Origin of the sequence: Mesorhizobium sp. M0678, assembly GCF_040320505.1 — a bacterium.
GTDB lineage: Bacteria > Pseudomonadota > Alphaproteobacteria > Rhizobiales > Rhizobiaceae > Mesorhizobium.
This window is the reverse complement of sequence record NZ_JAMYPT010000020.1, coordinates 29,601-54,237: the sequence shown is the minus strand read 5'-3', so window position 1 is coordinate 54,237 and position 24,637 is coordinate 29,601. Positions and strand designations below refer to the sequence as shown.

Sequence of the window (24,637 nt, the reverse complement as noted above, 5' to 3'; positions counted from 1 at the left end):
TCCTATTCGGCCGCCGGCGCCAGCGGCCTGACCCTGGCCATCATCGAGCGCAGCATCGCCGGTTTCAGTGGTTTGCTGATCACCGGCACGTCGAGCCTGCCGGCGGCGGCGCGAACCTCGCTGGAGCGGTCGGCGGTGACCAGCACGGCCGGCAGGTCCTCGCCATGGATCGCACGCAACTGGGCGATCAATTCGAGGCCGGTCCTGTTGTCGAGATGATAGTCGGCAAGCACGAGGTCCGGCCGATGCATGCCGGACCTGTCGAGATCCTCCGCGCCGGAAAGCGTGTCGACGCTGCAGCCCCAACCCTCGAGCAGCAGCCGCATGCCGTCGAGGATGCGGGCGTCGTTGTCGATGCAGAGCACATGGAGCCCGGCAAGCGAGGCCGCGGCACGGGCAGGCGGCTTCGCCTCGGCCTCGCGCCGCGGTGCCTGCACGGCCACCACCGGCAGCAACACGGAAAAGCGTGTGCCCTTGCCTGGGTTGGAGAAGATCCGGATTTCGAGGCGCAGGACGCGGGCGATGCGGTCGACAATGGAGAGCCCAAGGCCGAGGCCTTCCGCCTCGCGTGCGCCCTCGTCGAGCCGGGTGAATTCGCGGAACACGGTGTTGAGCTCGTCGCCGGCAATGCCGATGCCGGTGTCGATAACCTGGATCTCGGCCAGTTCGCCGCGCCGCCGCGCGCCGACCAGGATGCGGCCACGGCGCGTATACTTGATGGCGTTGGAAACCAGGTTCTGGATCAGCCGGCGCAGCAGATTGCGGTCCGTCATGACGCTGAGCGACGACGGCATGATCGAGAGTTCGAGCTTCTTTTCGGCGGCAAGCGGCCGGAAGTCGTTGCCGATCTGGCGCAGCAGCCCGTCGAGGCCGAAGCTCGTATCGTCCGGCTTCATCGCGCCGGCATCGAGGCGCGAAATGTCGAGCACCGCGCCGAGGATGGTCTCGACCGATTCCAGCGACGATTCGATGTTCATCGCCGCCTTGCCGGCAGGTCCCTTGCCGGTCTTCTCGATCAGCGACGAGCAATAGAGGCGGGCGGCGTTCAGCGGCTGCAGGATGTCGTGGCCGGCGGCAGCGAGGAAGCGGGTCTTGCCGAGATTGGCCTCCTCGGCCAGCATCTGCGCCTGCGCCAGCTCCTCATTGACGCGGGTGAGCTCGGCGGTGCGGCTCTTCACTCGCTGTTCCAGGGATTCGTTCGCGCGCTTCAGCGCCAGATCCTGCTCGACACGTCCGGAAATGTCGGCGTAGGTGGCGACGATGCCGCCGTCCGGCATCGGATTGGAGCGCAATTCCAGGATGCGCCCGCTTGTCTTCAGCTCCATCTGCCATGGGCTGACGAAGCTGGTCAGGCGGTTGAGCATGGTGACGCGCTGGTCTGCCGGTATGTCACCGCGCTCGGCAAGGTGGCGCAGGATACGATCGAGTGAGACGCCGACCTGGCCCATCTCGTCGGGCAGGTCGAACAGCGCCCGGTACTGGCGGTTCCAGCAAATCAACCGGAAATCGCGGTCGAAGACAGTGATGCCCTGTTCCATCTGGTCGAGTGCGATCTGCAGCAGGTCGCGATTGTGCTGCAGCGCCTCGGTGGCGTCATCGAGCAGGCGGAAGGCGTCCTTGGATTCGCGGTCGTTGCGGCGCAGCAGCAGCGACAGGATCAGCCGCGCCGAAGAGGAGCCGACGGCACTGGCCAGAAGCTGCTCGGAGAAGCGGATGACATCCATGCTGGCCTGTTCGTTGCCGAGCAGTGAAGTGCCGCTGCTCTTTTCGAACGACTGAAAGGACCGCTCGGTCCGTTCGACACCGAGATAGCGCGCGATCGTGTCCTTGAGGTCGTTGACGGTAATGGTGGTGCGGAAGCGGCGCAGGCTGGGCAGCGGACCCGCTTCGCGCGGCACGAAGATCGACGCCTGGATGCGTTCCAGCGGCACAGAGGCGCGCGATAGCGAGCCGAACACAAAAAACAGCGTGTTGATCGACAGGCTCCACAGCACGCCATGGTTCAGCGGCTCGGCGACGGTGCCGAAAAGAGCCTGCGGCCGCAATGCATCGAAGCCGAACAGGCCGTGGACGAGGATGCCGGTATCGGGCGCGACGAGCGAGGGAAGCAGCAGCGTATAGCTCCAGACGACGATGCCGGCGACCATGCCAAGCGCCGCACCCCGGCCGTTGGCGCCGCGCCAGACCAGGCCGCCGATCATTGCCGGCGCGAACTGTGCGATCGCGGCGAACGACATCAGGCCGATCGAGGACAGCCGCGCGCTGTTGGTGCTCTCGCGGTAGTAGAGAAAGGCGATGAACAGCATGATGAAGATCGCCGCCCGCCGTACATTGAGGATGAGCGTCGACCAGTCCTCGTTCTCGGATGTCGTGGTCCGCAGAAGCCGGCGCACGAACAGCGGAATGACCAGGTCGTTGGAGATCATGATCGACAGCGCGACGCTTTCGACGATCACCATTGCGGTCGCCGCCGACAGCCCGCCGATGAAGGCGGCCATGGCCAGCACGTCGTGGCCGCTGAACAGCGGCAGCGACAGCACGTAAAGGTCGCTGCTGGTCCTGGGGCCGACCAGTTCCAGGCCGGCCAATGCGATCGGCAGCACGAACAGGTTGATTGCCACCAGATAGAGCGGAAACACCCATGTCGCGGTGCGCAGCTCGGCCTCGCTGCGGTTTTCGACGATGGTGACGTAGAACTGGCGCGGCAGCATGAGGATGGCAAAGCCGCTCAGGCATGTCAGCACCAGCCAGGTAGCGAGCGAGGTGTTGTAGCCCATCGCCTTGCGCACCTGCGTGTTTTCGGCGAGCTGGTCGAACATATCGCCTGGCCCGCCGAAGATCAGGAACGTGACCATCAGGCCGATCGCCAGGAAGGCGGCGAGCTTGACCACGGTCTCGACCGCCACAGCCAGCACCAGCCCGTCCTGGTGCTCGGTGGCATCGGCATGGCGCGTGCCGAACAGCACCGCAAACAGCGCCAGCAGCATGGCCACGACCAGCGAGATGTCACTGACGAACGGATCGAACGACGGCGGCGAGCCGGTATAGTGCTCGACCATCAGGCTGACCGAGCCGGAGATTGCCTTCAATTGCAGCGCGATATACGGCACGGCGCCGATGGTCGCGATCAGCGTGGCGATCGCCGCGACAGCGAAGCTCTTGCCGTAGCGGGCACCGAGAAAGTCGGCGATCGAGGTGATCTTCTCGGTCTTGGCCAGCCTGACGATGCGCTGCAGCAGCGGAAAGCCGAACACGAACACCAGGACCGGTCCGATATAGATGCCGAGGAACTCCAGGCCGCGCTCGGAGGACAGGCCGACCGAGCCGAAGAAAGTCCAGGAGGTGCAGTAGATCGCGAGGCTGAGCGCATAGATGAACGGCCGGGCGCGGCCGGGCCCGGTTGAAGTCGAGCGGCGGTCGCCCAGGCTGGCGATGACGAACAGCAACGTCACATAGGCGATCGCGATGATGACGATGAACCAGCCTTGCACGGCTCGAACTTCCTCCCTGCGCCGGCTTTTTCATCCGGCCTTCCAGACGCAATCACAGCTTGGCGACCGAGTCCATCGCGGCTTTCGGCGTATTATATCGGCTGCGTCGGGCAATCGTGACCGGCTGAAACCAGCTTTTGCTCCTGTTGCAACCGCAGGTTTTTGCTATTCTGCCTGCCGGTCGATGCCGGAGGAGCGGCAGAACGGCCGGTCAAGACAAGGAGGCGTCGAATGCTGAAAGAGTTTCAGGAATTCATTTCCAGGGGCAATGTGATGGACCTGGCCGTCGCCGTCATCATTGGCGCTGCCTTCGGCAAGATCGTCACCTCGCTGGTCGACGACATCATCATGCCGGTCATCGGGGCGATTTTGGGCGGATTGGACTTCAACAACTACTTTCTGCCCTTGTCCTCGGCCGTTAACGCCACATCGCTGGCTGAGGCAAAGAAACAGGGCGCGGTCTTCGCCTATGGCAGCTTCATCACCGTGGCGCTGAACTTCCTTATCCTCGCCTTCATCATCTTCCTGATGGTCAAAGCGGTGAACAATCTGCGCCAGCGGCTGGAGCGCGAGAAACCGGCCGCCCCGGCCGCTCCGCCGCCGGCCGATGTCGCGCTGCTCACCGAAATTCGCGATCTCCTCGCCAGAAAGTAGCGCCTGCGGTAACTTTCTGGACCAAAACCCCGGTCGCTTGCGGCCGGGGTTTTCTGTTTTCGTCCGCCCTGAAACACGCTAGCAGTCGAGCAAACGAAAGCGGACCATCCATGACCCTGATCGATACTCTGCGCGCCGAAGCGCGGGCGGCGCCTGAAAGCGGCATTGTCGCCGTCATGAATCGCGGCCGCGGCCGCGACGGCATGATCCCGCTCTGGGCCGGCGAGGGCGACCTGCCGACGCCTGCCTTCATCACCGATGCCGCCGCCAAGGCGATGGCTGGCGGCGAAACCTTCTACACCTGGCAGAGGGGCATTCCTGAACTCAGGCAGGCGCTCGCCCGCTACTACACCAGGCATTTCGGCAAGACTTTCGCCAACGAGGAATTCATCGTCACCGGCTCCGGCATGCATGCCATCCAGATGGCCATCGATGCGGTGGCCGGCAAGGGCGACGAACTCGTCTACCTGTCGCCGGCATGGCCGAACTTCGCCGCCGCCGCCGGCATCGCGGGCGCCGTTCCAGTCGCGGTCACGCTCGATCAGTCGGGCAATGGCTGGTCTTGCGATGTCGACAAGATCGCAGCGGCGATCACGCCACGGACCAAGGCGCTGTTCGTCAACACGCCGTCCAACCCGACCGGCTGGACCGCCGACAAGGAGACGCTGCAGGCGATCCTCGATCTCGCCCGCGAAAGGGGCCTGTGGATCATCGCCGACGAGATCTACTCGCTGTTTCATTACGGCCATGGCCGCGCGCCGTCCTTCATCGACATCATGGCCGATGAGGATCGCATCCTGTTCGTCAATTCCTTTTCCAAGAACTGGGCGATGACCGGCTGGCGCATCGGCTGGATCAAGATCCATCCCGCCTTGCAGCAGGTGTTCGAGAACCTGGTCCAGTATTCGACTTCCGGCGTTGCGCAGTTCATGCAGCGCGGCGCCGTCGTCGCCCTCGACGAAGGCGACGCCTTCATCGTCGAGCAGGTGGAGCGGGCGAGGGCGGCGCGCGACCTGGTCTGCGGCATTCTCGCTACCACCGGCAGGGCGCGGTTCACAGTGCCGCAGGGCGCATTCTATTTGTTCTTTGCGGTCGACGGCATCACCGATTCCCGCGCTGCCGCCTTCGACATGCTCGACCGCGCCAATGTCGGCCTGGCGCCCGGCACCGCCTTCGGCCCCGGCGGCGAAGCCTTCCTCAGGCTGTGCTTCCACCGCCGCCTCGACCAGCTCGAGGAAGCGGCAAATAGGCTGGCGAAATGGATGAAGACTGTCTGAGCGACTTCGCTCTGACGACCAAATGGTTCTCGGCGTAGAGTTTTAAACGACCTTCAGCCGCCCGACTTCGGCACCAGCAGCGGAATGACGCGATCGCTTTTGGCGACCGACGGTCGGCCGGCGGACCCGTACGGAATCCCCAACGCGTCCCATGTCTCGACCAGTGCGTCCTGCAGCGACGCGATCAGCGCGTCCGAATGGAACGGTGTCGGCGTGATGCGCAGCCGCTCGGTGCCGCGCGGCACTGTCGGGTAGTTGATCGGCTGGATGTAGATGCCGTGCACACCGAGCAGGCGGTCGGTGGCCATCTTGCAGAGCTCGGGATCGCCGACCAGAAGCGGCACGATGTGGGTAGGCGACTCCATCACCGGCAGGCCGGCCGCGGCCAGCACTTGCTTGGTCCGTGTCGCCTGACGCAGCTGCGCATCGCGCTCGGCCTGCGAGCGCTTGAGATGGCGGATCGAGGTGGTTGCCGCGGCAGCGATCGCCGGCGGCAACGCCGTGGTGAAGATGAAGCCCGGCGCATAGGAGCGCACCGCGTCGATCACCGCAGTGTTGCCGGCGATGTAGCCGCCAAGCGTGCCGAACGCCTTGGCCAGTGTGCCCTCGATGATGTCGATGCGGTCGGCCAGCCCTTCGCGCTCGGTGATGCCGCCGCCGCGCGGCCCGTACATGCCGACGGCGTGGACCTCGTCGATGTAGGTCATGGCGTTGTAACGCTCGGCGAGATCGACGATCTGCTTGATCGGCGCGATGTCGCCGTCCATCGAATAGACGCTCTCGAAGACAATCAGCTTGGCGCGCTCGCGGCCGGCCGTCTGCAGCAGGCTTTCGAGATGCGCGACGTCGTTATGGCGGAAGATCTTCTTCTCGGCGCCCGAGCGCCGCACGCCCTCGATCATCGAAGCGTGGTTGAGCTCGTCCGAGATGATCAGGCAATTGGGAAGCAGCTTTGCAATGGTCGAGATCGACGCCTCGTTGGAAACGAAGCCGGAGGTGAAAACCAGTGCCGCTTCCTTGTCGTGCAGGTCGGCCAGCTCCAGTTCGAGCTCGACCAGCGGGTTGCTGGTGCCGGAGATGTTGCGGGTGCCGCCGGCCCCCGACCCCATCTTGCCTGCCGCCTTCTGGAACGCGGCAATGACGTCGGGATGCTGGCCCATGCCGAGATAGTCGTTGGAGCACCAGACGGTGATTTCCTCGGCGCGGCCATTGGCGCGCCAGATGGCGCGCGGGAATTTCCCGACGATACGCTCAAGGTCGGCGAAGACGCGGTAGCGACGCTCCGCATGGAGCTGGTCGATCGCTTCCTCGAAAAACCGCTGATAGTTCATGTCGCCTTCCCAGTTTTGCGCGGGATCATAGTCATTGGCCCATTCGTCGTCCACCTGGCCTTTTTGGTCAAAATGCCACGCCCCGAGCCTGTTCCTAACGACCACGGAACGTGGCCTATTCCCTTGATGTGGATCAATCTTGTTTCACGACAATGCCACGCGCCGATGAGACCGGTTACCGCAGGTTCTAATGGCCTGGCGGCAGGTTTTCCAGTAAGGCGGCGTTTGAGACAGTTCCGACAAATCATGAATAGCGAGGATGCGGATGACGGTTTTGGTGACAGGCGGGGCCGGCTATATCGGTAGCCATATGGTCTGGGAATTGCTGGACACGGGCGACAACGTCGTCGTCCTCGACCGGCTTTCCACCGGCTTTGAATGGGCGGTGGCCCCGGAAGCAAAGCTCGTCGTCGGCGACGTCGCCGACAGGGAACTGGTCGCCTCGATCATTCGCGACAATAAGGTCGACGCGATCATCCATTTCGCCGGCTCGATCGTGGTCCCCGAATCGGTCGCCGACCCGCTTGCCTATTACGAGAACAACACCTGCAAGACGCGCACCTTGATCGAGACCGCGGTGCGCGAAGGCGTGCCCAATTTCATCTTTTCCTCGACCGCCGCCGTCTATGGCGGCGCCGGCCTGGAGCCGGTGCGCGAGGATGCCCGGCTTGCGCCGGAATCGCCCTATGGCCTGTCCAAGCTGATGAGCGAATGGATGCTGCGCGACGCGGCAATTGCCCATGGGTTGCGCTATACGGCGCTGCGCTATTTCAACGTCGCCGGCGCCGATCCGAAGGGCCGCACCGGCCAGTCGACGCCCGGTGCCACGCATCTGATCAAGGTCGCTTGCGAGACGGCGCTCGGCAAGCGCCCCTTCATGCAGGTGTTCGGCACCGACTATCCGACGCCGGACGGTACCTGCATGCGCGACTATATCCACGTCAGCGACCTGGCGGCGGCGCATCGGCTGGCGCTTCAGCGGCTGCGTGCCGGCGGATCGAGCCTGGTCGCCAATTGTGGTTACAGCCACGGCTATTCGGTGCTCGAGGTCATCGACAGCGTCCGCCGCGTCTTCGGCCATGATTTCGAGGTACGGATGGGCGATCGCCGCGCCGGCGACGCCGCCGCGGTCGTCGCCAATTCGGAGCTGGCGCGCGGCGAGCTCGGCTGGACCCCGCAGCGCGACAACCTCGACCGGATCGTTGCCGATGCGCTTGCCTGGGAGCGCATCCTGACCAGCAAGAATTCGGCTCTGGGGTGAAGTGGGCTCTCCGCAAAGGTTGGTTCAGCGCGCTGGGGGCGGAATGAAAATCCTGGTGCTTGGGGCCGGCGTCGTCGGTACGGCGGCGGCCTATTATCTGGCCAGCGACGGCCATGAGGTGACGGTGATCGAGCGCCATCCGGCGGCAGCACGCGGCACCAGCCGGTCGAATGCCGGCCTTGTGTCGCCCGGGGATGCCACCGCCTGGGCCTCGCCAGCCGCGCTGAAGACGTTCCTGCGCGGCCTCTACAACCACGATCTCGGCATCAAGGTGCGGCTGCGCTTCGATCCGTATTTTTTCGCCTGGAGCCTGCGCTTCCTGCGCCAGTGCACGCATAAGCGCATGCGCGCCAACACCGACGTCAAGCTGCGTCTGGCGCTCTATTCGCGCGACTGCATCAACGCCGTCTCCGCCGAAACCGGCATCCACTATGACGAGCGCAAGAAAGGCATTCTGTATTTCTTCCGCTCGCAGCAGAGCTTTGATACCGGCACCGACAATTATCGTTATCTCGGCGAACACGGCCTGCCGATCGAGATCGTCGGCCGCGACCGGCTGGTCGAGCTCGAACCCGGCCTTGCCGGCGCCAAGGACAAGATAGCCGGCGGCGTCTATTCGCCGATCGACCAGACCGGCGACTCCAGCCAATTCACGCAGCGCCTCGCTGCCTATGCCGCCGAGAAACTCGGCGTCCAATTCCTCTACGGCACCACGGTCGAAGGCCTCGACATCGACGGCGACCGGGTGCGCGCCGTGATGACCTCGGCCGGCCCGGCGGCCGGTGACGCGGTGGTCATTTCCATGGGGCCTGAGAGCGGTCTGCTCGGCCGCCGCTACGGCATCGACCTGCCCGTCTATCCCGTGAAGGGCTACACCGTGACTGTTCCGCTGGAAGATGAAAGCAAGGGGCCGATCATGGGCGGCGCCGACGAGGACCGGCTGATCGGCTATTCCAGGCTGGGAAATCGGCTGCGGATGTCCTCGACGGCGGAGTTCACCGGGTTCGACCGCACGTTCAAGCCACGCGATTTCAACTCGATCCTGAACACCGGCAAGGACCTGTTCCCCGGCGCTTTCGACGAGAGCAAGGCTGAGCTCTGGGCTGGACTTCGCCCGATGATGCCGAACTCCGTGCCGGTCATCGGACGGGCGCGGTACGACAATCTCTACCTCGACACCGGCCACGGCCATCTCGGCTGGACCATGGCCTGCGGTTCGGGAAAATTCCTTGCCGACATAGTTGCCGGCCGCAAGCCGGAGATCGATCCGCAAGGGCTGGTCTACAGGAACTAGGCATCTCCAGACATCAGGGCGCCATGAGCTCGGCGGTCAGGCTCGTTCGTCGACCGCCGCACGCCACGAGCGCGCGTAGTTCGCCCAACTCGGATCGGCCGACGGTTCGGTCCTTTCGCCTCTGCCTTGCGGTGTCCCCTGGTCCGACGCCAGCAAGGCGGCGCCGATGCTGGTGCCTGTCGCAGCCCCGGAGGCAATGACGGCGCGCGCCGCCGCCGCAGCCAGCATGCGGGTGAACAGCCGGTTGCGGGCGAAGGGTCCTTCGACGATGGTGGGACCGTCCGCGCCGATCAGGTCGAGGCAGGTCGCGGTCATCAGCGCCAGGTAGAACGAGATGGCGACAAAGCGCTGGCCGACGCTCATACCGTCCGCGTTAAGCCATGATGCGGTATGATGCGGAAACGGCCCCGAACCCTGTTGGGTCGAGGGCAATAGGGACGTCTTGCGCGCTAGCACCGTGGCAACATCGTCTTCCGTCCAGTTCTCCGATTGGCCCTCGGTCAGCACGGAAAACTCGCGGCCACCCATGAAGCGCGCCGAGGGCACGGGATCGCCGAGCGCGTTGACATTGACAAGCGTGTCGCGTGCCGGGTCGAGCGCGACCTTGTTGCCGCCAATCGCCATCGACACCACCCAGGTGCCCGTCGAGACGACGGAGAAAGGCGGCTTGTCGGACAGGAGATGCGGCAGCAGCGAGGCGTTGGAATCGTGCAGGCCGCAAAACACCGGCGTTTGCGGGTCGAGGCCGGTTTGTCGGGCAAGGGCGGGCAGGATCGGCCCCAGGCGGTCCTTGGCCTGCCGCACCGGCGCCATTAGCCGGCGCCATCCCAGCCGGTCGACCAGCGACGAAAAATCCGCTTTCCACGGGTTCCACAGATCGGTGTGGCAGCCGAGCGAAGTCACCTCGCCGGCGGCGACGCCGGTCAGGCGCAAGGCCCAGTATTGCGGATACATCAGGATCGCGGCGGTTCTGGCGAAATCCGCCGGAAAGCGCTTCTGCTGCCAGAACAGCTGCGCGCCGAGATTGAGGCCGGCCGGCAGGCGCGGCGTGCCGGTCTCGAAGAATGCCGGACGGATCGTGTCATAGTCCCCGGCAAGGGCATCCGGCCCGTCGAATTCGTAATCGAGCACCGGCAGCGCCAGTTCGCCTGATGCATCGACCAGCACTCCCGTCGCGCCATGGGTGGTGATCGATATCGCGTCGACGGAATGCTCTCGATCGATCTCGGCCAGGCTGCCGAGGATGAACGACCACAGAAGCTCGACGTCATGATGCGGGTACGGCCCTTGTCGAACGGGCGCGTTGGCCACGCGCCGCAGCGCGACTTCGCTTGCTGCGGCAAGATCGACCAGCGCCACCTTGGCGTTGGTCTTGCCGATATCGATGACGGCGACGTGACGGGTCATTCCATATGGAACATTGTTTCCAGCGGCACCGCCACCGGCTCGTTGTTCGGCTTGGTCTCCATGATGTCCGCCATCTCGGCCCACCAGCGCTGCATCACCGGATGCTTCGGCAATTCGTCCATGCCATGGTCGTCACGGCGCCACAGCACGCCGAACAAGGTGTTGGTCTCTTCGTCGAGATGGATCGAGTAATCGGAGATACCGGCCTGCTTGAGCAGCGCGACCAGCGACGGCCAGATGTCGTCGTGGCGCCTCTTGTATTCGGCCTTCATGCCCGGATTGAGCTTCATCTTGAACGCGTATTTCTCCGGCATCAGGCAAAGCGCTCCCGCCGTACTCGCCGCCACAGGATCGGCAGCGCGATGACGATGATCAGCAGCAGGCCGATGAAGATCGACATAACGATCCCCGGCACGTTGAGCAGGCCGAGGCCGAAGGTCACCAGTCCCATGATGAAGGCGGCCAGCACCACACCCAGAATGCTGCCGGCGCCGCCCAGGATGCTGACGCCGCCGAGCACCACCATGGTGATGACTTCCAGCTCGTAGCCCTGTGCGATGGACGGCCGGGTCGAGCCGAGCCGCGATGTGATCAGCACCGAGGCGATTCCCGCCATCAGGCCGGTCAGGCAAAACAGGATGAATTTGATACGGCCGACGCGTACGCCGGAAAACTGCGCCGCGACCGGGTTGTTACCGATGGCAAAGACCCGGCGGCCGAAGCTCGTCCGGTGCAGAAGGAACCAGTAGACGACTGCCGCGATCAGGAAAAGCGTCAGTTCGAACGACACCACCCACCAGACATAGCCCTGGCCGAAGAAGGCGAAGCTCGCGGGATAGCCCTTGTAGGCCTGGTCGCCGAGGATGATGAAGGCGATGCCGCGAAACAGGCTCATCGTACCGATGGTGACGACGATCGACGGCAAGCCGAGCCTGGTGACGAGCAGTCCGTTGAAGGCGCCGCAGCCGAGCCCGACGACGAGGCCGATTGCCACCAGTTCAGGCATGCCGGCGCCGGCCTGCACCGCCATGCCCATCATTGTTGACGCCAGCGCGATGATGGCGGCCACCGACAGGTCGATTTCACCGGAGATGATCAGCAGCGCCATGGCCAGCGCGATCAGCGCCTTTTCCGTGAAGTTGAAGGTTAGGTCCGACAACGACCACGCGTCGAGGAAGTAGGGCGAGGCAAAGCTGTTGACGGCAAAGATGGCAACCGCAACGACGACCAGCAGCGCCTCCCATGAGAAGATCGCCGACGTCAGCGGCTTGTCGAGCCGGTCGGGAATATGGCGTGGGGCAGGGGTGTCGGTCATGCCGCTTCCGCCTTCTTGAGGATGATGCGGCCTTGCCGGCGTTCGCCGCGCGCGTTGAGCACCACGGCCAGGATGATGGCGCTGCCTGAAATCGCCATCTGCCAGAAGGGTGAGATGTTGATCACCGGCAGCGCGTTGGAGATGATGCCGAGGAACAGCGCGCCGAGCACCGCGCCGCCGACCGAACCGATGCCGCCGGCAATCGAAATGCCGCCGATGACGCAGGCGGCGATGATATTGAGCTCATAGCCATTCGCGACCTCGACCGAGGCGATGACGTAGCGCGAAATCCAGAGATAGCCGCAGAGGCCGCCGATCATCCCCGAAATGCAGAAGACGGTGAATTTCGTCCGGCCGACATCGATGCCGGCATAGACCGATGCGGTCGGGTTGACGCCGATGGCATAGATCGAGCGGCCGAGCGCGGTGCGCGTCATCACGAGGAAGAACAGCGCAATAACCAGCACGGCGATCCACGACAGTACCGGAATGCCGAGGAAAGCCGCGCGCTGCAACCCGATGAAATCAGCGCTCATCTGGTCGGCGTTGACCCAGGCGCCGCCTGAAATGACGAACGTGGCGCCGCGGTAGATGGTGAGGGTGCCGAGCGTTACCACGATCGAGGGAATGTTCAGCCGCCATACCAGCAGGCCGTTGATGGCGCCGAGCACCAGGCCGACCAGAAGTGCGATGACGATCAGCAGCGGGATCGGGATCGCCGGATGCGCGGCGTTCAGCATTGCCACCACCATGCCGGTGAAGCAGAGATTTGAAGCCATCGACAGGTCGATCGAGCGGGTCAGGATGACGACCATCTGGCCGAGCGCCAGGATCATCAGGATCGACGTGTCGTTGAACACCTGGCGCAGGTTGGCCGGATCGGCAAAACCTGGAAACCGCGTGGAGATCAGCCCGATCAGCACGACGATTGCCGCCAGCAGCCAGACCTCGCGGTATTTGAGAAGAGCCTTCATGCCGCGATCCCCGCTGCCGTCCTGACCAAGGTTTCGGCGTCGAGCCCTTTATTGTCGTAGACCGCGGCAATGCGGCCCTCGCGCATAACGACGACGCGGTCCGACATGCCGAGGATTTCCGGCAATTCGGACGACACCATGATCACCGACAGGCCTTGCGCGACGAGCTCGGCCATGAAGCCGTGCACGGCGGCCTTCGAGCCGATGTCGATGCCCTTGGTCGGCTCGTCCAGGATGATCACCTTGGGCGCGGTCGCCAGCCATTTGGCGATGACGATCTTCTGCTGGTTGCCGCCCGACAGCGTGCCGACGTCCTGGCTGAGCGAGGAGGCGCGCAGATCGAGCCGCTCGGTGTAGGAGCGGGCCAGCGCGAACTCTTCGGCCAGCCGCAATATGCCGGATTTGGATGTCCGTTTGAGCGAGGGCAGCGAGACATTCTGGAAGATCGGCAGGCCGATCACCACGCCTTGCTTGCCGCGCTCCTCCGGCACATAGACGATGCCGGCGTCGATCGAATCCGCCGCCGATTTCGGCGCGATTGCCTTACCCTCCAGCGTGATCGTGCCGCCGCTGGTGCGGGTGATGCCTGATATCGCCTGCATCACCTCGCTGCGCCCGGCGCCGACAAGGCCGTAGAAGCCGAGGATTTCGCCCCTGTGCAGCTCGAAGCCTATGTCGTCGAACTCGGTCGGGTGCGACAGGCCGGAGACGGCCAGCACCGGCGCGCCGATCTCGGCCTTGCGCTGCGGAAAGATGTGATCGACCGAGCGGCCGACCATCATGCGCACGATCTGGCTCTGGCCGGCGTCCTTGATCAGGCCTTCGCCGACCATCTCGCCGTCGCGGAACACGGTATAGCGGTCGGCGATGCGGTAGATCTCATCGAATTTGTGGCTGATGAACAGGATCGCCTTGCCGTCGCTCTTGAGGAATTCGATCAGCAGGAAAAGCTCTTCGATCTCCTTCATCGAAAGCGCTGCCGTCGGCTCGTCCATGATGACGATCCGCGCGTCGATGGACATGGCGCGGGCAACCGCGACTAGGTGCTTGTTGGCAATGCCGAGATCCTTCAGCCTGGCGTCGGCGTCGATATGGCCGGCGCCCATCGTGTCGAGCACCTCGCGGGCATTCTTGCGCATGGTGCGCCAGTCGATGGTTTTGAAACGCGTGCGCGGCGCATGGCCGAGGAAGATGTTTTCGGCCACCGTCAGGTCGTCGAACAGCACGGTTTCCTGGTGGATGGCGGTGATGCCGTGCCCGAACGCGGCGTGGGCGCTGGGCAGTGTGATCGGCTGGCCGTCGATGCTGATCGTGCCAGCATCCGGCTGGTAGATGCCGGTCATGATCTTGACCAGCGTCGACTTGCCGGCACCGTTTTCGCCGATCAGCGCGGTTACCTGGCCGGGATAGAGCGACAGGCCGACATTGTGCAGCGCCCGCACGCCGGGAAAGCTTTTCGAGATGCCGGACAGCGTCAGGCGCGGTCCGGATGACAAAGGCGCTTCATTTGCCACTTCGTGCTGGGCTGTCGTGTCCATAATCGTATCAAGCCCTGTAGCAAGGTTCGTTTGAAAGCGCGGCGGAACCTGAGCCCCGCCGCACCGTTTCGAAGGTTCCAGGATCAATAGATCTTGGAGAACTTTTCGATGTTCGACTTGTCGAACTGGAATGGCGGAGCCATCGCAGCCGAGTTGGTGTCGTCGAGCGTGACCTTGCCGACGCGGCCGATCGACAGCGTAGCACCGGGCTTGGCCTCTTCCTTCTTCACCGCCAGGTCGTGGGCGAGGTAGACGGCGGAGTAGCCGAGATCGATCGGGTTCCACAGCGCAACCGCCTGGCTGGCGCCATTGTCGATGAACTTCTTGAACTCCGACGGCAGCGCCAGGCCGGTGACGTTGACCTTGCCGATCAGGCCTTCATCGGTCACCACCTGCGCGGCGGCAACGACGCCGACCGTGGTCGGTGCGATGATCGCCTTGAGGTTCGGATAGGACTTCAGCAGGCCCTTGGCTTCGTCCGTGCTCTTGGCCGAGTCGTCGTCGCCATAGACGGTGGCGACGAGCTTGATCTTGGGGAACTTCTCCGGCAGCACCTTCTTGGCCGCGTCGATCCAGGCATTCTGGTTGGTCGCGGTCGAAGAAGCCGACAGGATGGCGACATCGCCGCCTTCCGGCAGGTAGTCGGCGGCCAGCTTGATGATGGTCTCACCGATCAGGTTGGTATCGGAGGGGTTGAGGTGAAGCTGGCGTCCTTCCGGCGCGACGCCTGAATCCCACGAGATGACGGTAATGCCGCGCTGCATCGCCTTCTTCAGCACTGGCACCAGCGCGTCGGCGTCGTTCGCCGAAATGGCGATGGCATTGACCTTCTGGGCGATCAGCGAATTGACCACTTCGATCTGCGCTTCGGCGGTCGCCTTGGTCGGGCCGGTGTAGATGATGTCGACATCGCCGAGCTCCTTGGCCGCCTCTTCGGCGCCCTTGTTGGCGGCGTCGAAGAAGCCGTTGCCGAGCGACTTCACCACCAGCGCGATCTTGACGTTTTCGGCGTAGGCGGCATTCACGAACATGGCGGCGGAGAACGCCGCCGTAACCATCAATTTCTTCAGAAAGCTCATCGAATATCCTCCCTTGAGCGTTGCATTCCATCACCGCTGCGGGCGTGAGTGGTTCTCAGGCCTGCAGCGAAGATTCTTCCTTGTTGGTTGCCGTTGTGCGGGCGATGATCAGCGTCACGCCGGCGGTCTCCAGCATCTTGGCTTCGCGGTCCTCGATGCCGTCGTCGGTGATCACCGTGGCGATGCGCGACAGGCCGCACAGGATCAGGCTCGAGCGTTTGCGGAACTTCGAGGAATCGACCAGCACCACCAATTCGTCTGCCTGGTCGATCAGTTTCTGCTCGGCCTGGATCAGCAGCGGGTCGCCTTCCATAAGACCGAGCGGCCCCAGCCCTTGCGCGCCCATGAACATGCGGCGCGCGTAGAAATTGCGCGTCACGTCATTGTCGAACGGCGACAGGATGATGTTCTGCTCGCGGTAGATGGTGCCGCCCGACAGCATCACCGTGTTCTTGGAGTGCCTGAGCAGGTGCTCCGCGATCGGGAAGGAATTGGTGAAGATCGGCATGCGGCGGCCGGTCAGGAAATGCACCATCTGGAAGGTGGTGGTGCCGCCATTGATGATGATCGGCTCGCCGTCCTTGCACAGATCCACGGCTTCCCGCGCGATTGCCCGCTTCTGCGAAGCGTTGATGGTCTCGTTGACGGAAAAGGGCCGGCCGGCAAGGCCGATGAACTGCGGCGGCGAAAGCGCCTCGGCGCCGCCGCGCACCCGGCGCAGCCGTTTTTGCACATGCAATGCCGCGATGTCGCGCCGGATCGTCGCCTCCGACGACTCCGTCAGGTCGACCATCTCCTGCACCGTCACCACAGGCTTTTCCTGGACGGCGGACAGAATGATCCTGTGGCGCTCTTTCTCGTGCATGGTTCCTCCCTGCCGGAGCATCTAGGCACCCAAAGCGCGCAGTGTCAATCATTTCCGATCAGATAATTTCATTGTGCAATGCAATATGATTGATGTTGATCGTTTGTGATTGACAAGACCGCCGCTTGCGTAGAAATTCGCACAAAAGGGACCCGCGCCGTTTGCGTGTCCCAAAGGGAGGATACCTATGCTCGACAAGCGCTCCGGCACGCGCCTCGCCAATCTTTGGGATGACGCAAAAGCGCAAGCAATGAGCGAGCCCGAACGTCTGGTCTATCGCTCGAATGTTCTTGGCTCCGACAAGCGCGTCACCAACTATGGCGGCGGCAACACCTCCTCCAAGATCTGGCAAAACGATCCGCTCACCGGCGAGAGCGTGGAAGTGCTGTGGGTCAAGGGCTCGGGCGGCGACAGCGCCTCGATCAAGCTCGACGGCTTCGCCACGCTCTACATGGACAAATTGCGCGCGCTGAAAGGTCTCTATCGCGGCCTCGAACATGAAGACGAGATGGTCGGCTATCTGCCCCATTGCACCTTCAACCTCAACCCGCGCGCGGCTTCCATCGACACGCCGCTGCATGCCTTCGTGCCGAAGCCCTATGTCGACCATATGCATCCCGATGCCATCATCGCCATTGCCGCCGCCAAGGATTCGCAGGCGCTGACCAAGGAAATCTTCGGCGACACGATCGGCTGGCTGCCATGGAAACGTCCGGGCTTCGAGCTCGGCCTATGGCTGGAGAAATTCTGCCGCGAAAACCCCGAAGCCAAGGGTGTCGTACTGGCCAGTCATGGCCTGTTCAGCTGGGGCGACACGCCGAAGGAATGCTACGAGACGACGATCTCGGTGATCAACCAGGCGATCGACTGGTTCGAGCGCAAGAGCCATGGCAAGCCGATTTTCGGCGGCGAAGTCGTCAAATCCCTCGATGCGCCTGCGCGTCGCGCCGTGGCCGCAAAACTGATGCCGAGGATCCGTGGCCTGATCTCGGAGAACAGCCACAAGCTCGGCCATTTCGACGATTCCCCTGCCGTGCTCGAATTCGTCAATTCCAGGGATTTGCGGCCGCTGGCGGCACTCGGCACGTCCTGCCCGGACCACTTCCTGCGCACCAAGATCCGGCCGCTGGTCATCGAGTTCGACCCCCAAAATCCCGACGTCGATGCCGTCATTGCCCGTCTTGCCGATGATGTGGCGGAGTATCGCGTCGGCTATCAGGCCTATTATGACCGCTGCAAGCACGCCGACTCGCCTCCGGTGCGCGACCCTAACGCGGTGGTCTATCTGATGCCCGGCGTTGGCATGTTCACCTTCGCCGGCGACAAGGCGACGGCGCGCATTTCGGGCGAATTCTACGTCAACGCCATCAACGTCATGCGCGGCGCCTCGACGGTCTCGACCTATGTCGGCCTGCCCGACCAGGAAGCCTTCGACATCGAATACTGGCTGCTCGAAGAGGCAAAGCTGCAGCGCCTGCCGAAACCAAAGGCTCTTGCCGGCCAGATTGCGCTGGTCACCGGCGGCGCCGGCGGCATCGGCCGGGCCACCGCCAACCGGCTGCTGCGCGAGGGCGCGTGCGTCGTGCTGGCCGATATCGACGAAGCAGCCCTTGCCAGCGCCAATGACGAGCTTGCCAAGGCCTATGGCAAGGATTTCGTGCGGCCCGTAGTCATCAACGTCACGTCCGAGGATCAGGTGATCTCCGGCTTTGCCGAAACGGCGGTCGAATTCGGCGGCATCGATATTCTGGTCTCCAATGCCGGCCTGGCCTCCTCGGCGCCGATCGAGGACACCACGCTGACGCTGTGGAACAAGAACATGGACATCCTGTCGACCGGCTATTTCCTGGTTTCGCGGGAGGCGTTCCGGCTGTTTCGGGCGCAGAAGATCGGCGGCAACGTCGTCTTCGTCGCCTCCAAGAATGGGCTTGCCGCATCGCCAAACGCCGCCGCCTATTGCACTGCCAAGGCCGCCGAAATCCATCTGGCACGCTGCCTGGCGCTGGAAGGCGCGGAAGCGCAGATCAGGGTCAATGTCGTCAACCCCGACGCTGTGCTGCGCGGCTCGAAGATCTGGACCGGCGAATGGAAGGAACAGCGCGCCGCCGCCTACAAGATGTCGACCGACGATCTCGAGGAGCACTACCGCTCGCGTTCGATGCTGAAGCGGTCGGTGTTCCCCGAAGACATCGCCGAGGCGATCTATTTCTTCGCCTCCGATATGTCGGCCAAATCGACCGGCAACATCATCAACGTCGACGCCGGCAACGCACAGAGCTTTACGCGATAAGCAGTCGTTTGAGGGTTGGCGCCGACGCCGGAGCTTTACCCTTCTCCCCGTCACCATACGGGGAGAAGGTGCCGGCAGGCGGATGAGGGGCAGCGCCAACCGAACGCATTTGGGAGGAAACTTTAGTGTCCGAAACCATCATCTCCGCCGATGTTGTCGAGAAAGACAATGCCGCGCGCAACGCCAATCTCAAGCGCGACTACGAGTCCCTCGGCGAGCGCCTCGACCGCCGCGGCATCGCCATCGACGCCATCCGCGACAAGGTCGAGAAATTCGCCGTCGCCATCCCGTCCTGGGGCGTCGGCACCGGCGGCACCCGCTTTGCCCGCTTTCCCGGCGCCGGAGAGCCGCGTGACATTTTCGACAAGATCGAGGACTGCGCCGTCATCCGGCAATTGACGCAGGCGACGCCGACCGTCTCGCTGCATATTCCCTGGGACAAGGCCGATCCGAACCGGCTGAAGCAGGCGGCATCCCGCTTCGGCCTCGGCTTCGACGCCATCAACTCCAACACCTTCTCCGACGCCAGGGACCAAAAACTTTCCTATAAATTCGGCTCGCTGTCGCATGCCGATGCAGCAACACGCCGGCAGGCGGTCGAGCACAATCTCGAATGCATCGAGATCGGCAGGACGCTGGGCTCCAAAGCGCTGACGGTATGGATCGGTGACGGCTCGAACTTTCCCGGCCAGGTCAATTTCGCCAAGGCATTCGAGCGCTATCTCGACGCGATGAAGGAGATCTATGCCGGACTGCCGGACGGCTGGAAACTGTTCACCGAGCACAAGATGTACGAGCCGGCCTTCTATTCGACCGTCGTGCAGGATTGGGGCACCAACTACATCATCGCCAAAGAGCTTGGCGACAAGGCGTTCTGTCTGGTCGACCTTGGCCATCACGCCCCCAACGTCAACATCGAGATGATCGTGTCGCGACTGATCCAGTTCAAGAAACTTGGCGGCTTCCATTTCAACGATTCGAAATATGGCGACGACGATCTCGACGCCGGCTCGATCGATCCCTACCGGCTGTTCCTCGTCTTCAATGAACTGGTCGATGCCGAGCTTGCCGGTGCCGAAGGTTTCGATCCGGCCCACATGCTCGACCAGAGCCATAACGTCACCGATCCGATAGAAAGCCTGATGTTGTCGGCGGTCGAGGTGCAGCGCGCCTATGCCCAGGCGCTGCTGGTCGACCGCAAGGAGCTCGAAGGCTTCCAGGACGCCAATGACGCGCTGATGGCGACGCAGACGCTGAAGACAGCCTATCGCACTGACGTCGAGCCGATCCTTGCCATGGCGCGGCTGAAGACCGGCGGCGCCATCGATCCGGTCGCCGCCTACCGCGCCGCCGGCTACCGAGCGAAGGTCGCAGCCGAACGGCCGGCGGTGGCGAGCGTCGGCGGCGGGATTGTTTGATGTTGAGGGTGAAAATGAAAAACCCGCCTCGGGAGGGCGGGTCGTTGGAGCCAATTAGCACCACAGCCAGATTAGTAGCATAGCTGCCGGCACAAAGCAAGAACAAAATTGCTGTGTAACTGAAAAATTCTGAGAGCCGCGATGAAGCGTGGCCTTGCTACCAACGCTGCGGCGCTCAGAAGTTACGGCATGGATCCTAGGGTCTCCGCGACGTCGCTTCGCTCCTGCTCCGCCCTAGGATGACGAAGGCGTGAGGGCCTACAGCTAATCGCAGATGTTGGGGATTGGCGGCTGATGGCAATGGCAAACGTTGCAGGCTGGCGGCTGCTGGCAAATCGCAAACTTTCGGGATTAGCCGATCCCTCCCCCCCTCGTCATCCTAGGGCGGAGCAGGAGCGAAGCGACGTAGCGGAGACCCTAGGATCCATGCCGTTGCAGTCGCCGAAGATTGCAACGGCGGTTGCGAGGCGAACCGGCACAGGCGTGCGAACCCTCCCGATTCTTTCGATCTTCGCAGTAGACTCAACCGCTCCAAGCGCGTTTCCTAGGCCTACCCAAGCCTCGGAGGACGGCCATGCACAACACCCGCCGAACCCTAATCGCCGTAAGCCTTTCCCTCACCCTGAACTTCGTACCCTTCCTCGCCTATGCCGCCTCGCCGCAGCCGGCGAAGGGCGAGCACGGCATGGTGGTGACCGCCCAGCATCTTGCGTCTGAGGTCGGCGTCGAGGTGCTGAAGCAGGGCGGCAACGCGGTCGATGCCGCGGTCGCCGTCGGCTATGCGCTGGCCGTGGTCTACCCGACCGCCGGCAATATCGGCGGTGGCGGCTTCATGACCATCCGCTTCAAGGACGGCCGCTCGACCTTCCTCGATTTTCGCGAGCGCGCGCCGCTGGCCGCGACCAAAACCATGTATCTCGACAAGGACGGCAAGCCGGTAAAAGGCGCCAGTCTCGACGGCTATCTGGCGGTCGGCGTGCCGGGCTCGGTCGCTGGTTTCGAGATGGCGCGGGAGAAATACGGCACGCTGTCGCGGCAGGACTTGCTGGCGCCGGCCATCCGCTTTGCCAAGGAAGGCTTCGTGCTGGAGCAGGGCGATGCGGCCTCGCTCCAGGGCGGCGCGGAGCGGTTGGCGAGGGACCCAGCGGCGGCGGCCATTTTCCTCAAGCCGGACGGCAAGCCTTATGCTGTCGGCGAGCGCCTTGTTCAGCCCGATCTCGCGGCTTCGCTTGCCGCCATTTCCGAACGCGGGGCGGATGCCTTCTACAAAGGCGCGACCGCCGACGCCATCGTCAAGGCGAGTGGCGAGAAGGGCGGCATTCTGGCCAGGGCTGATTTCGAAAACTATGCGGTGCGCGAGCTCAAGCCGGCGACCTGCAATTATCGCGGCTACGAGATCATTTCCTCGCCGCCGCCGAGCTCCGGCGGCGTCATCATCTGCGAGATCCTCAACGTGCTTGAGTTCTATCCGTTGTCCTATCTCGGCGCCGGTTCGGCCGAGACGGTTCACGTCATGGTCGAGGCGATGCGCCACGCCTATGTCGACCGCAATTCGGCGCTCGGCGATCCCGGCTTCATCGACAATCCGGTCGCAAAACTGCTCGACAAGAATTACGCCAGGGAAATTCGTGAAAAGATCGATCCGTTCCGGGCCGGCGTCTCGCAGGAATTGATGCCGAAGGGTTTTGGCGAGAGCAACGAGACGACGCATTTTTCGATCATCGACAATGATGGCAATGCCGTCGCGGTAACCTACACGCTGAACGGCTCTTTCGGCGCCGGCGTTGTCGCCGCCGGCACCGGCATCCTGCTCAACAACGAGATGGACGATTTCACCCAGAAACCCGGCGTGCCCAATCTCTATGGCCTCGTCCAGGGCGAGGCGAATGCGATTGCGCCGAAAAAGACGCCGCTGTCATCGATGAGCCCCACCATCCTCGCCAAAGACGGCAAGCCGTTCATGGTCATCGGCAGCCCCGGCGGTTCACGCATCATCACCATCACGCTGGAGGCGATCGTCAACGTCGTCGACCACGGCATGAACATCCAGGAGGCGATCGACGCGCCGCGCATCCATCACCAATGGCTGCCCGACACGGTCTATATCGAACCCTTCGGCCTGTCGCCCGATACCGAAAAGCTGCTTACCGGCATGGGCTACCGCCTCGATCTTGCCGGCACGACCTGGGGCCAGGCGGCCGGCATCCTGGTCGGCGGCAAGAGCCTGGCGGAAATCGAGAAGGGTGGCGGCGCCCGCTACAACGGCGCCATCGACAGCCGCGCCGCAGCCGGCAAGGCTATCGGGTATTAAACCCCAAAAGTGGGAACCGGTTTTCGGATAAGATCATGGTCAACAAGAAGATTGCGCCTTGCTTCAGGTGACCAGCGCGATCGTCGACGCAATCAGCATCAGCGCCGCGATGCCGACGAACAGGGCGTAGATGCGCGGCCGGTCGAGCAGAAGCGCATTGCCGGATATCCATGCTGCAGTGGCGCCACCAAGCGCGAAAAAGAAGGTGCTGCGGCGCCCGAAGCTCAAGCCGGCAGCCATCAGGCCACCGATGATCAGGGCGCCGAACACGATGATCACGGCGACTGCGTATTTTTCGAAATCGTTGCTGCCGGCGCTCGGGCCGATTGCGTTCAACCTCGACAGATCGTCCGGATCGAACGGGCTGGTCGACCCATATTCGTCTTGACCGACAGGCTCATGCATTATTCGTTCTCCGCAAACCGACAGCAAATCATCAAGCCTCGTCGAGCGCAACCGCTCGCCGAATGTGATCGGCACGGTGTTCAACACTTTCTGGCGACGGCTTGCCAGAGATTTTTGAATTCGCGCTTGGATCGCCGCCCCGCTGCGCGGCCTGGTCAAGCGCTTTGCCCGAGCTGAATCTTCATGCCGCCCTGGCCAAAGACTGCGTTGCCTGAACGGAAGCCCCAAGCACCGCCTGTGCGGTGTCGGCCTGCCTTTCATCGACATGCGCCAGCACCAGGATCACACCTGGTGCGGCATTCGTCTGGTCTGGCTGCTTGCCGATATCGGACAATGTGTCGAAAAGTCTGCCGGCAACACAGCCCAAGGCTGCACCGACGAGGGCCGATGCCAGCCATCCCGCGCCGAGGGGATCGATGCCGGGGATATCGAACGCGCCGAGGCCGGCCAACAAACCGGCTGCCGCGCCAAGAGCGGCACCGGTGCCTGGACCGCGCAAGACGGCGCCGATTTCGTCGTCGTAGGGTCCGATGATACTGATCTGGTGGCGCGCAATTCCTGCCGCCTGAAGTGCTTCGACGGCACGCGCCGCCTGGTCATGGGAATCAAAAAGTCTGCTGATTGTTCGCATTGAAACTGCCTGTGAGGCCCCCCGGCCCTCGACGGTACGGCGGGTTCCTGCTGAGCGACGACGCCGAGGAACCGCCTAACGCATACGTCGCCCGCCTTCTGGTTCCGGGCGGCGGGCGACGACTGCCCGAGCTTTCACGTCACTCGATGATCTCGACGATCTTGCGCGTGCCTGGGTCGACGACGACGGTGCGGTTGTCGACGATGACATAGCGGTATTTGACACTGGGGACTTCATGAAGCTCGACGGTATCGGGGAGCGCCGAGCCGATGTTGAGCTCCACCCCAGGGATTTTCACCGAGGCCAGCGGCTGCTTTTTCACATACTCCTTGATGACCGTTTCCTGCTGCGGTTCGATGACAACGTCTTGCGCTGCAGCGGCGCCGATGCCTGCCAGCAGCAAAAATCCCGCCACCGCGGTGGAAAGATGCATTCTCATGGTCGTCTCCTTTGCGAACTCGGTCCGCTCTTCGCGCCAAGGCTCATTCGAACGGAAGGCAGCTGAAAACGTTCCGTCGACGGGCTTCGGTCCCGCCCGGCAGGGACCAACCGACGTGTTGCCGCAGGACCTAAGTCTGATCCTTGCGCGCAAAGGGCGGGTTTGCCGCGTGACCCGGAACCGCCGCGGCACCTAGCCGTTGCTGGCTGCACGTGCCGGGAGGATTCTTTGGAAAATATCGATGGCGGCTCGCACCGATCTTGGCTGTTTCCATTTCGATCGAATACAGCATCTGCGCAGCCTTGTCCCTTCCTGCGCCGATAGGGTTCGCGCGTCACTTTGGTGGCGGGCGAACCCTCGATTGCAGCGTGCGTCAGTCCAAAGTTGGCCCTGAGGCGAGGAGAACAGAAATGGCCGACGACAAGACCAAGCGAGACTTCAGCGACCGCAATCGCGTTTCGGCGGATGAATATTATGAGGTCGAACATTTCGCGCGGGAAAATGGTGTTTCGCCCAGCCAGGTGAGCAAGTTGATCAAAAGGACCGGCGGCGACCGGATGATCCTCTCGCAGGCGGTGAAGGCATTGCGCGAGCGCAAGTGAGCTGGCGGCGAAGCCAACGGTGGAGAGGCGCTGATCGCGATCGGCCGAGATCCGG

General features: G+C 63.2%; 20 protein-coding genes. 8 read left to right on the top strand and 12 right to left on the bottom strand.

Annotation, left to right across the window (positions count from 1 at the left end; genetic code table 11):
* Positions 1-2: 2 nt before the first annotated feature.
* Positions 3-3,491, bottom strand: a complete 3,489-nt coding sequence (locus tag NKI29_RS26445) for a PAS domain-containing hybrid sensor histidine kinase/response regulator (protein ID WP_352621853.1) — start codon at positions 3,489-3,491, stop codon at positions 3-5.
* Between the two features lie 231 nt (positions 3,492-3,722).
* On the opposite strand from NKI29_RS26445, the gene mscL reads away from it, so the two are divergent.
* Both mscL and NKI29_RS26435 read left to right on the top strand, forming a co-directional pair.
* Entirely contained in the window at positions 3,723-4,145 is a 423-nt protein-coding gene (gene mscL / locus NKI29_RS26440) for a large conductance mechanosensitive channel protein MscL (protein WP_023677369.1), read from the top strand.
* A gap of 110 nt (positions 4,146-4,255) precedes the next feature.
* Positions 4,256-5,422 (top strand): pyridoxal phosphate-dependent aminotransferase, encoded by a 1,167-nt coding sequence (locus tag NKI29_RS26435; RefSeq protein ID WP_352572220.1) that lies wholly within the window; start codon positions 4,256-4,258, stop codon positions 5,420-5,422.
* A gap of 53 nt (positions 5,423-5,475) precedes the next feature.
* Here NKI29_RS26435 and hemA read toward each other — a convergent pair whose 3' ends face one another.
* The gene (gene hemA, locus NKI29_RS26430; protein WP_023677371.1) at positions 5,476-6,753 is read right to left on the bottom strand and encodes a 5-aminolevulinate synthase; all 1,278 of its coding nucleotides are present in this window, start codon (positions 6,751-6,753) and stop codon (positions 5,476-5,478) included.
* Between the two features lie 265 nt (positions 6,754-7,018).
* On the opposite strand from hemA, the gene galE reads away from it, so the two are divergent.
* Positions 7,019-8,014: a UDP-glucose 4-epimerase GalE gene (gene galE / locus NKI29_RS26425; protein ID WP_352572219.1), complete on the top strand. Its 996-nt coding sequence runs from the start codon at positions 7,019-7,021 to the stop codon at positions 8,012-8,014.
* 43 nt (positions 8,015-8,057) lie between these two features.
* The gene (locus NKI29_RS26420; protein ID WP_352572218.1) at positions 8,058-9,308 is read left to right on the top strand and encodes a D-amino acid dehydrogenase; all 1,251 of its coding nucleotides are present in this window, start codon (positions 8,058-8,060) and stop codon (positions 9,306-9,308) included.
* Positions 9,309-9,344: 36 nt separating this feature from the next.
* Here the strand turns inward: NKI29_RS26420 and NKI29_RS26415 are convergent, their stop codons facing one another.
* The 7 genes from NKI29_RS26415 to NKI29_RS26385 all read right to left on the bottom strand — a co-directional run bounded on the left by NKI29_RS26415 (position 9,345) and on the right by NKI29_RS26385 (position 16,486).
* Entirely contained in the window at positions 9,345-10,715 is a 1,371-nt protein-coding gene (locus NKI29_RS26415) for an FGGY-family carbohydrate kinase (RefSeq protein ID WP_352572217.1), read from the bottom strand.
* On the bottom strand, positions 10,712-11,029 hold the full coding sequence (gene rhaM / locus NKI29_RS26410) for an L-rhamnose mutarotase (protein ID WP_352448660.1): 318 nt from the start codon (positions 11,027-11,029) through the stop codon (positions 10,712-10,714). Before rhaM ends, NKI29_RS26415 begins: the two co-directional genes overlap by 4 nt.
* Entirely contained in the window at positions 11,029-12,030 is a 1,002-nt protein-coding gene (locus tag NKI29_RS26405; protein WP_352448661.1) for an ABC transporter permease, read from the bottom strand. Before NKI29_RS26405 ends, rhaM begins: the two co-directional genes overlap by 1 nt.
* The gene (locus tag NKI29_RS26400; RefSeq protein ID WP_352572216.1) at positions 12,027-13,004 is read right to left on the bottom strand and encodes an ABC transporter permease; all 978 of its coding nucleotides are present in this window, start codon (positions 13,002-13,004) and stop codon (positions 12,027-12,029) included. Before NKI29_RS26400 ends, NKI29_RS26405 begins: the two co-directional genes overlap by 4 nt.
* A complete protein-coding gene (locus NKI29_RS26395; RefSeq protein ID WP_352797797.1) occupies positions 13,001-14,542 on the bottom strand; it encodes a sugar ABC transporter ATP-binding protein in 1,542 nt (513 codons plus the stop codon). The genes NKI29_RS26400 and NKI29_RS26395 overlap by 4 nt, the downstream gene beginning before the upstream one ends.
* Before the next feature lie 83 nt (positions 14,543-14,625).
* The gene (gene rhaS / locus NKI29_RS26390; RefSeq protein WP_352448664.1) at positions 14,626-15,621 is read right to left on the bottom strand and encodes a rhamnose ABC transporter substrate-binding protein; all 996 of its coding nucleotides are present in this window, start codon (positions 15,619-15,621) and stop codon (positions 14,626-14,628) included.
* A gap of 55 nt (positions 15,622-15,676) precedes the next feature.
* Entirely contained in the window at positions 15,677-16,486 is an 810-nt protein-coding gene (locus tag NKI29_RS26385; protein ID WP_352572215.1) for a DeoR/GlpR family DNA-binding transcription regulator, read from the bottom strand.
* Between the two features lie 187 nt (positions 16,487-16,673).
* Between NKI29_RS26385 and NKI29_RS26380 the strand changes: the two genes are divergently transcribed.
* The 3 genes from NKI29_RS26380 to ggt all read left to right on the top strand — a co-directional run bounded on the left by NKI29_RS26380 (position 16,674) and on the right by ggt (position 22,505).
* A complete protein-coding gene (locus NKI29_RS26380; protein ID WP_023677381.1) occupies positions 16,674-18,776 on the top strand; it encodes a bifunctional rhamnulose-1-phosphate aldolase/short-chain dehydrogenase in 2,103 nt (700 codons plus the stop codon).
* A 125-nt stretch (positions 18,777-18,901) separates the two neighbouring features.
* The gene (gene rhaI / locus NKI29_RS26375; protein ID WP_352797794.1) at positions 18,902-20,194 is read left to right on the top strand and encodes an L-rhamnose catabolism isomerase; all 1,293 of its coding nucleotides are present in this window, start codon (positions 18,902-18,904) and stop codon (positions 20,192-20,194) included.
* 574 nt (positions 20,195-20,768) lie between these two features.
* Positions 20,769-22,505: a gamma-glutamyltransferase gene (ggt, locus tag NKI29_RS26370; RefSeq protein WP_352797791.1), complete on the top strand. Its 1,737-nt coding sequence runs from the start codon at positions 20,769-20,771 to the stop codon at positions 22,503-22,505.
* Positions 22,506-22,568: 63 nt separating this feature from the next.
* Here the strand turns inward: ggt and NKI29_RS26365 are convergent, their stop codons facing one another.
* The 3 genes from NKI29_RS26365 to NKI29_RS26355 all read right to left on the bottom strand — a co-directional run bounded on the left by NKI29_RS26365 (position 22,569) and on the right by NKI29_RS26355 (position 23,980).
* Positions 22,569-22,910, bottom strand: coding sequence for a hypothetical protein (locus tag NKI29_RS26365; protein WP_292663955.1), 342 nt, complete (start codon positions 22,908-22,910; stop codon positions 22,569-22,571).
* A 181-nt stretch (positions 22,911-23,091) separates the two neighbouring features.
* Positions 23,092-23,541 carry a hypothetical protein gene (locus tag NKI29_RS26360; RefSeq protein ID WP_023677386.1) on the bottom strand — a complete coding sequence of 150 codons (450 nt, stop codon included), beginning with the start codon at positions 23,539-23,541 and terminating at the stop codon, positions 23,092-23,094.
* 139 nt (positions 23,542-23,680) lie between these two features.
* Positions 23,681-23,980 carry a DUF1236 domain-containing protein gene (locus NKI29_RS26355; protein ID WP_023677387.1) on the bottom strand — a complete coding sequence of 100 codons (300 nt, stop codon included), beginning with the start codon at positions 23,978-23,980 and terminating at the stop codon, positions 23,681-23,683.
* Between the two features lie 410 nt (positions 23,981-24,390).
* On the opposite strand from NKI29_RS26355, the gene NKI29_RS26350 reads away from it, so the two are divergent.
* Entirely contained in the window at positions 24,391-24,582 is a 192-nt protein-coding gene (locus NKI29_RS26350; protein ID WP_023677389.1) for a DUF3606 domain-containing protein, read from the top strand.
* Positions 24,583-24,637 lie beyond the last annotated feature (55 nt).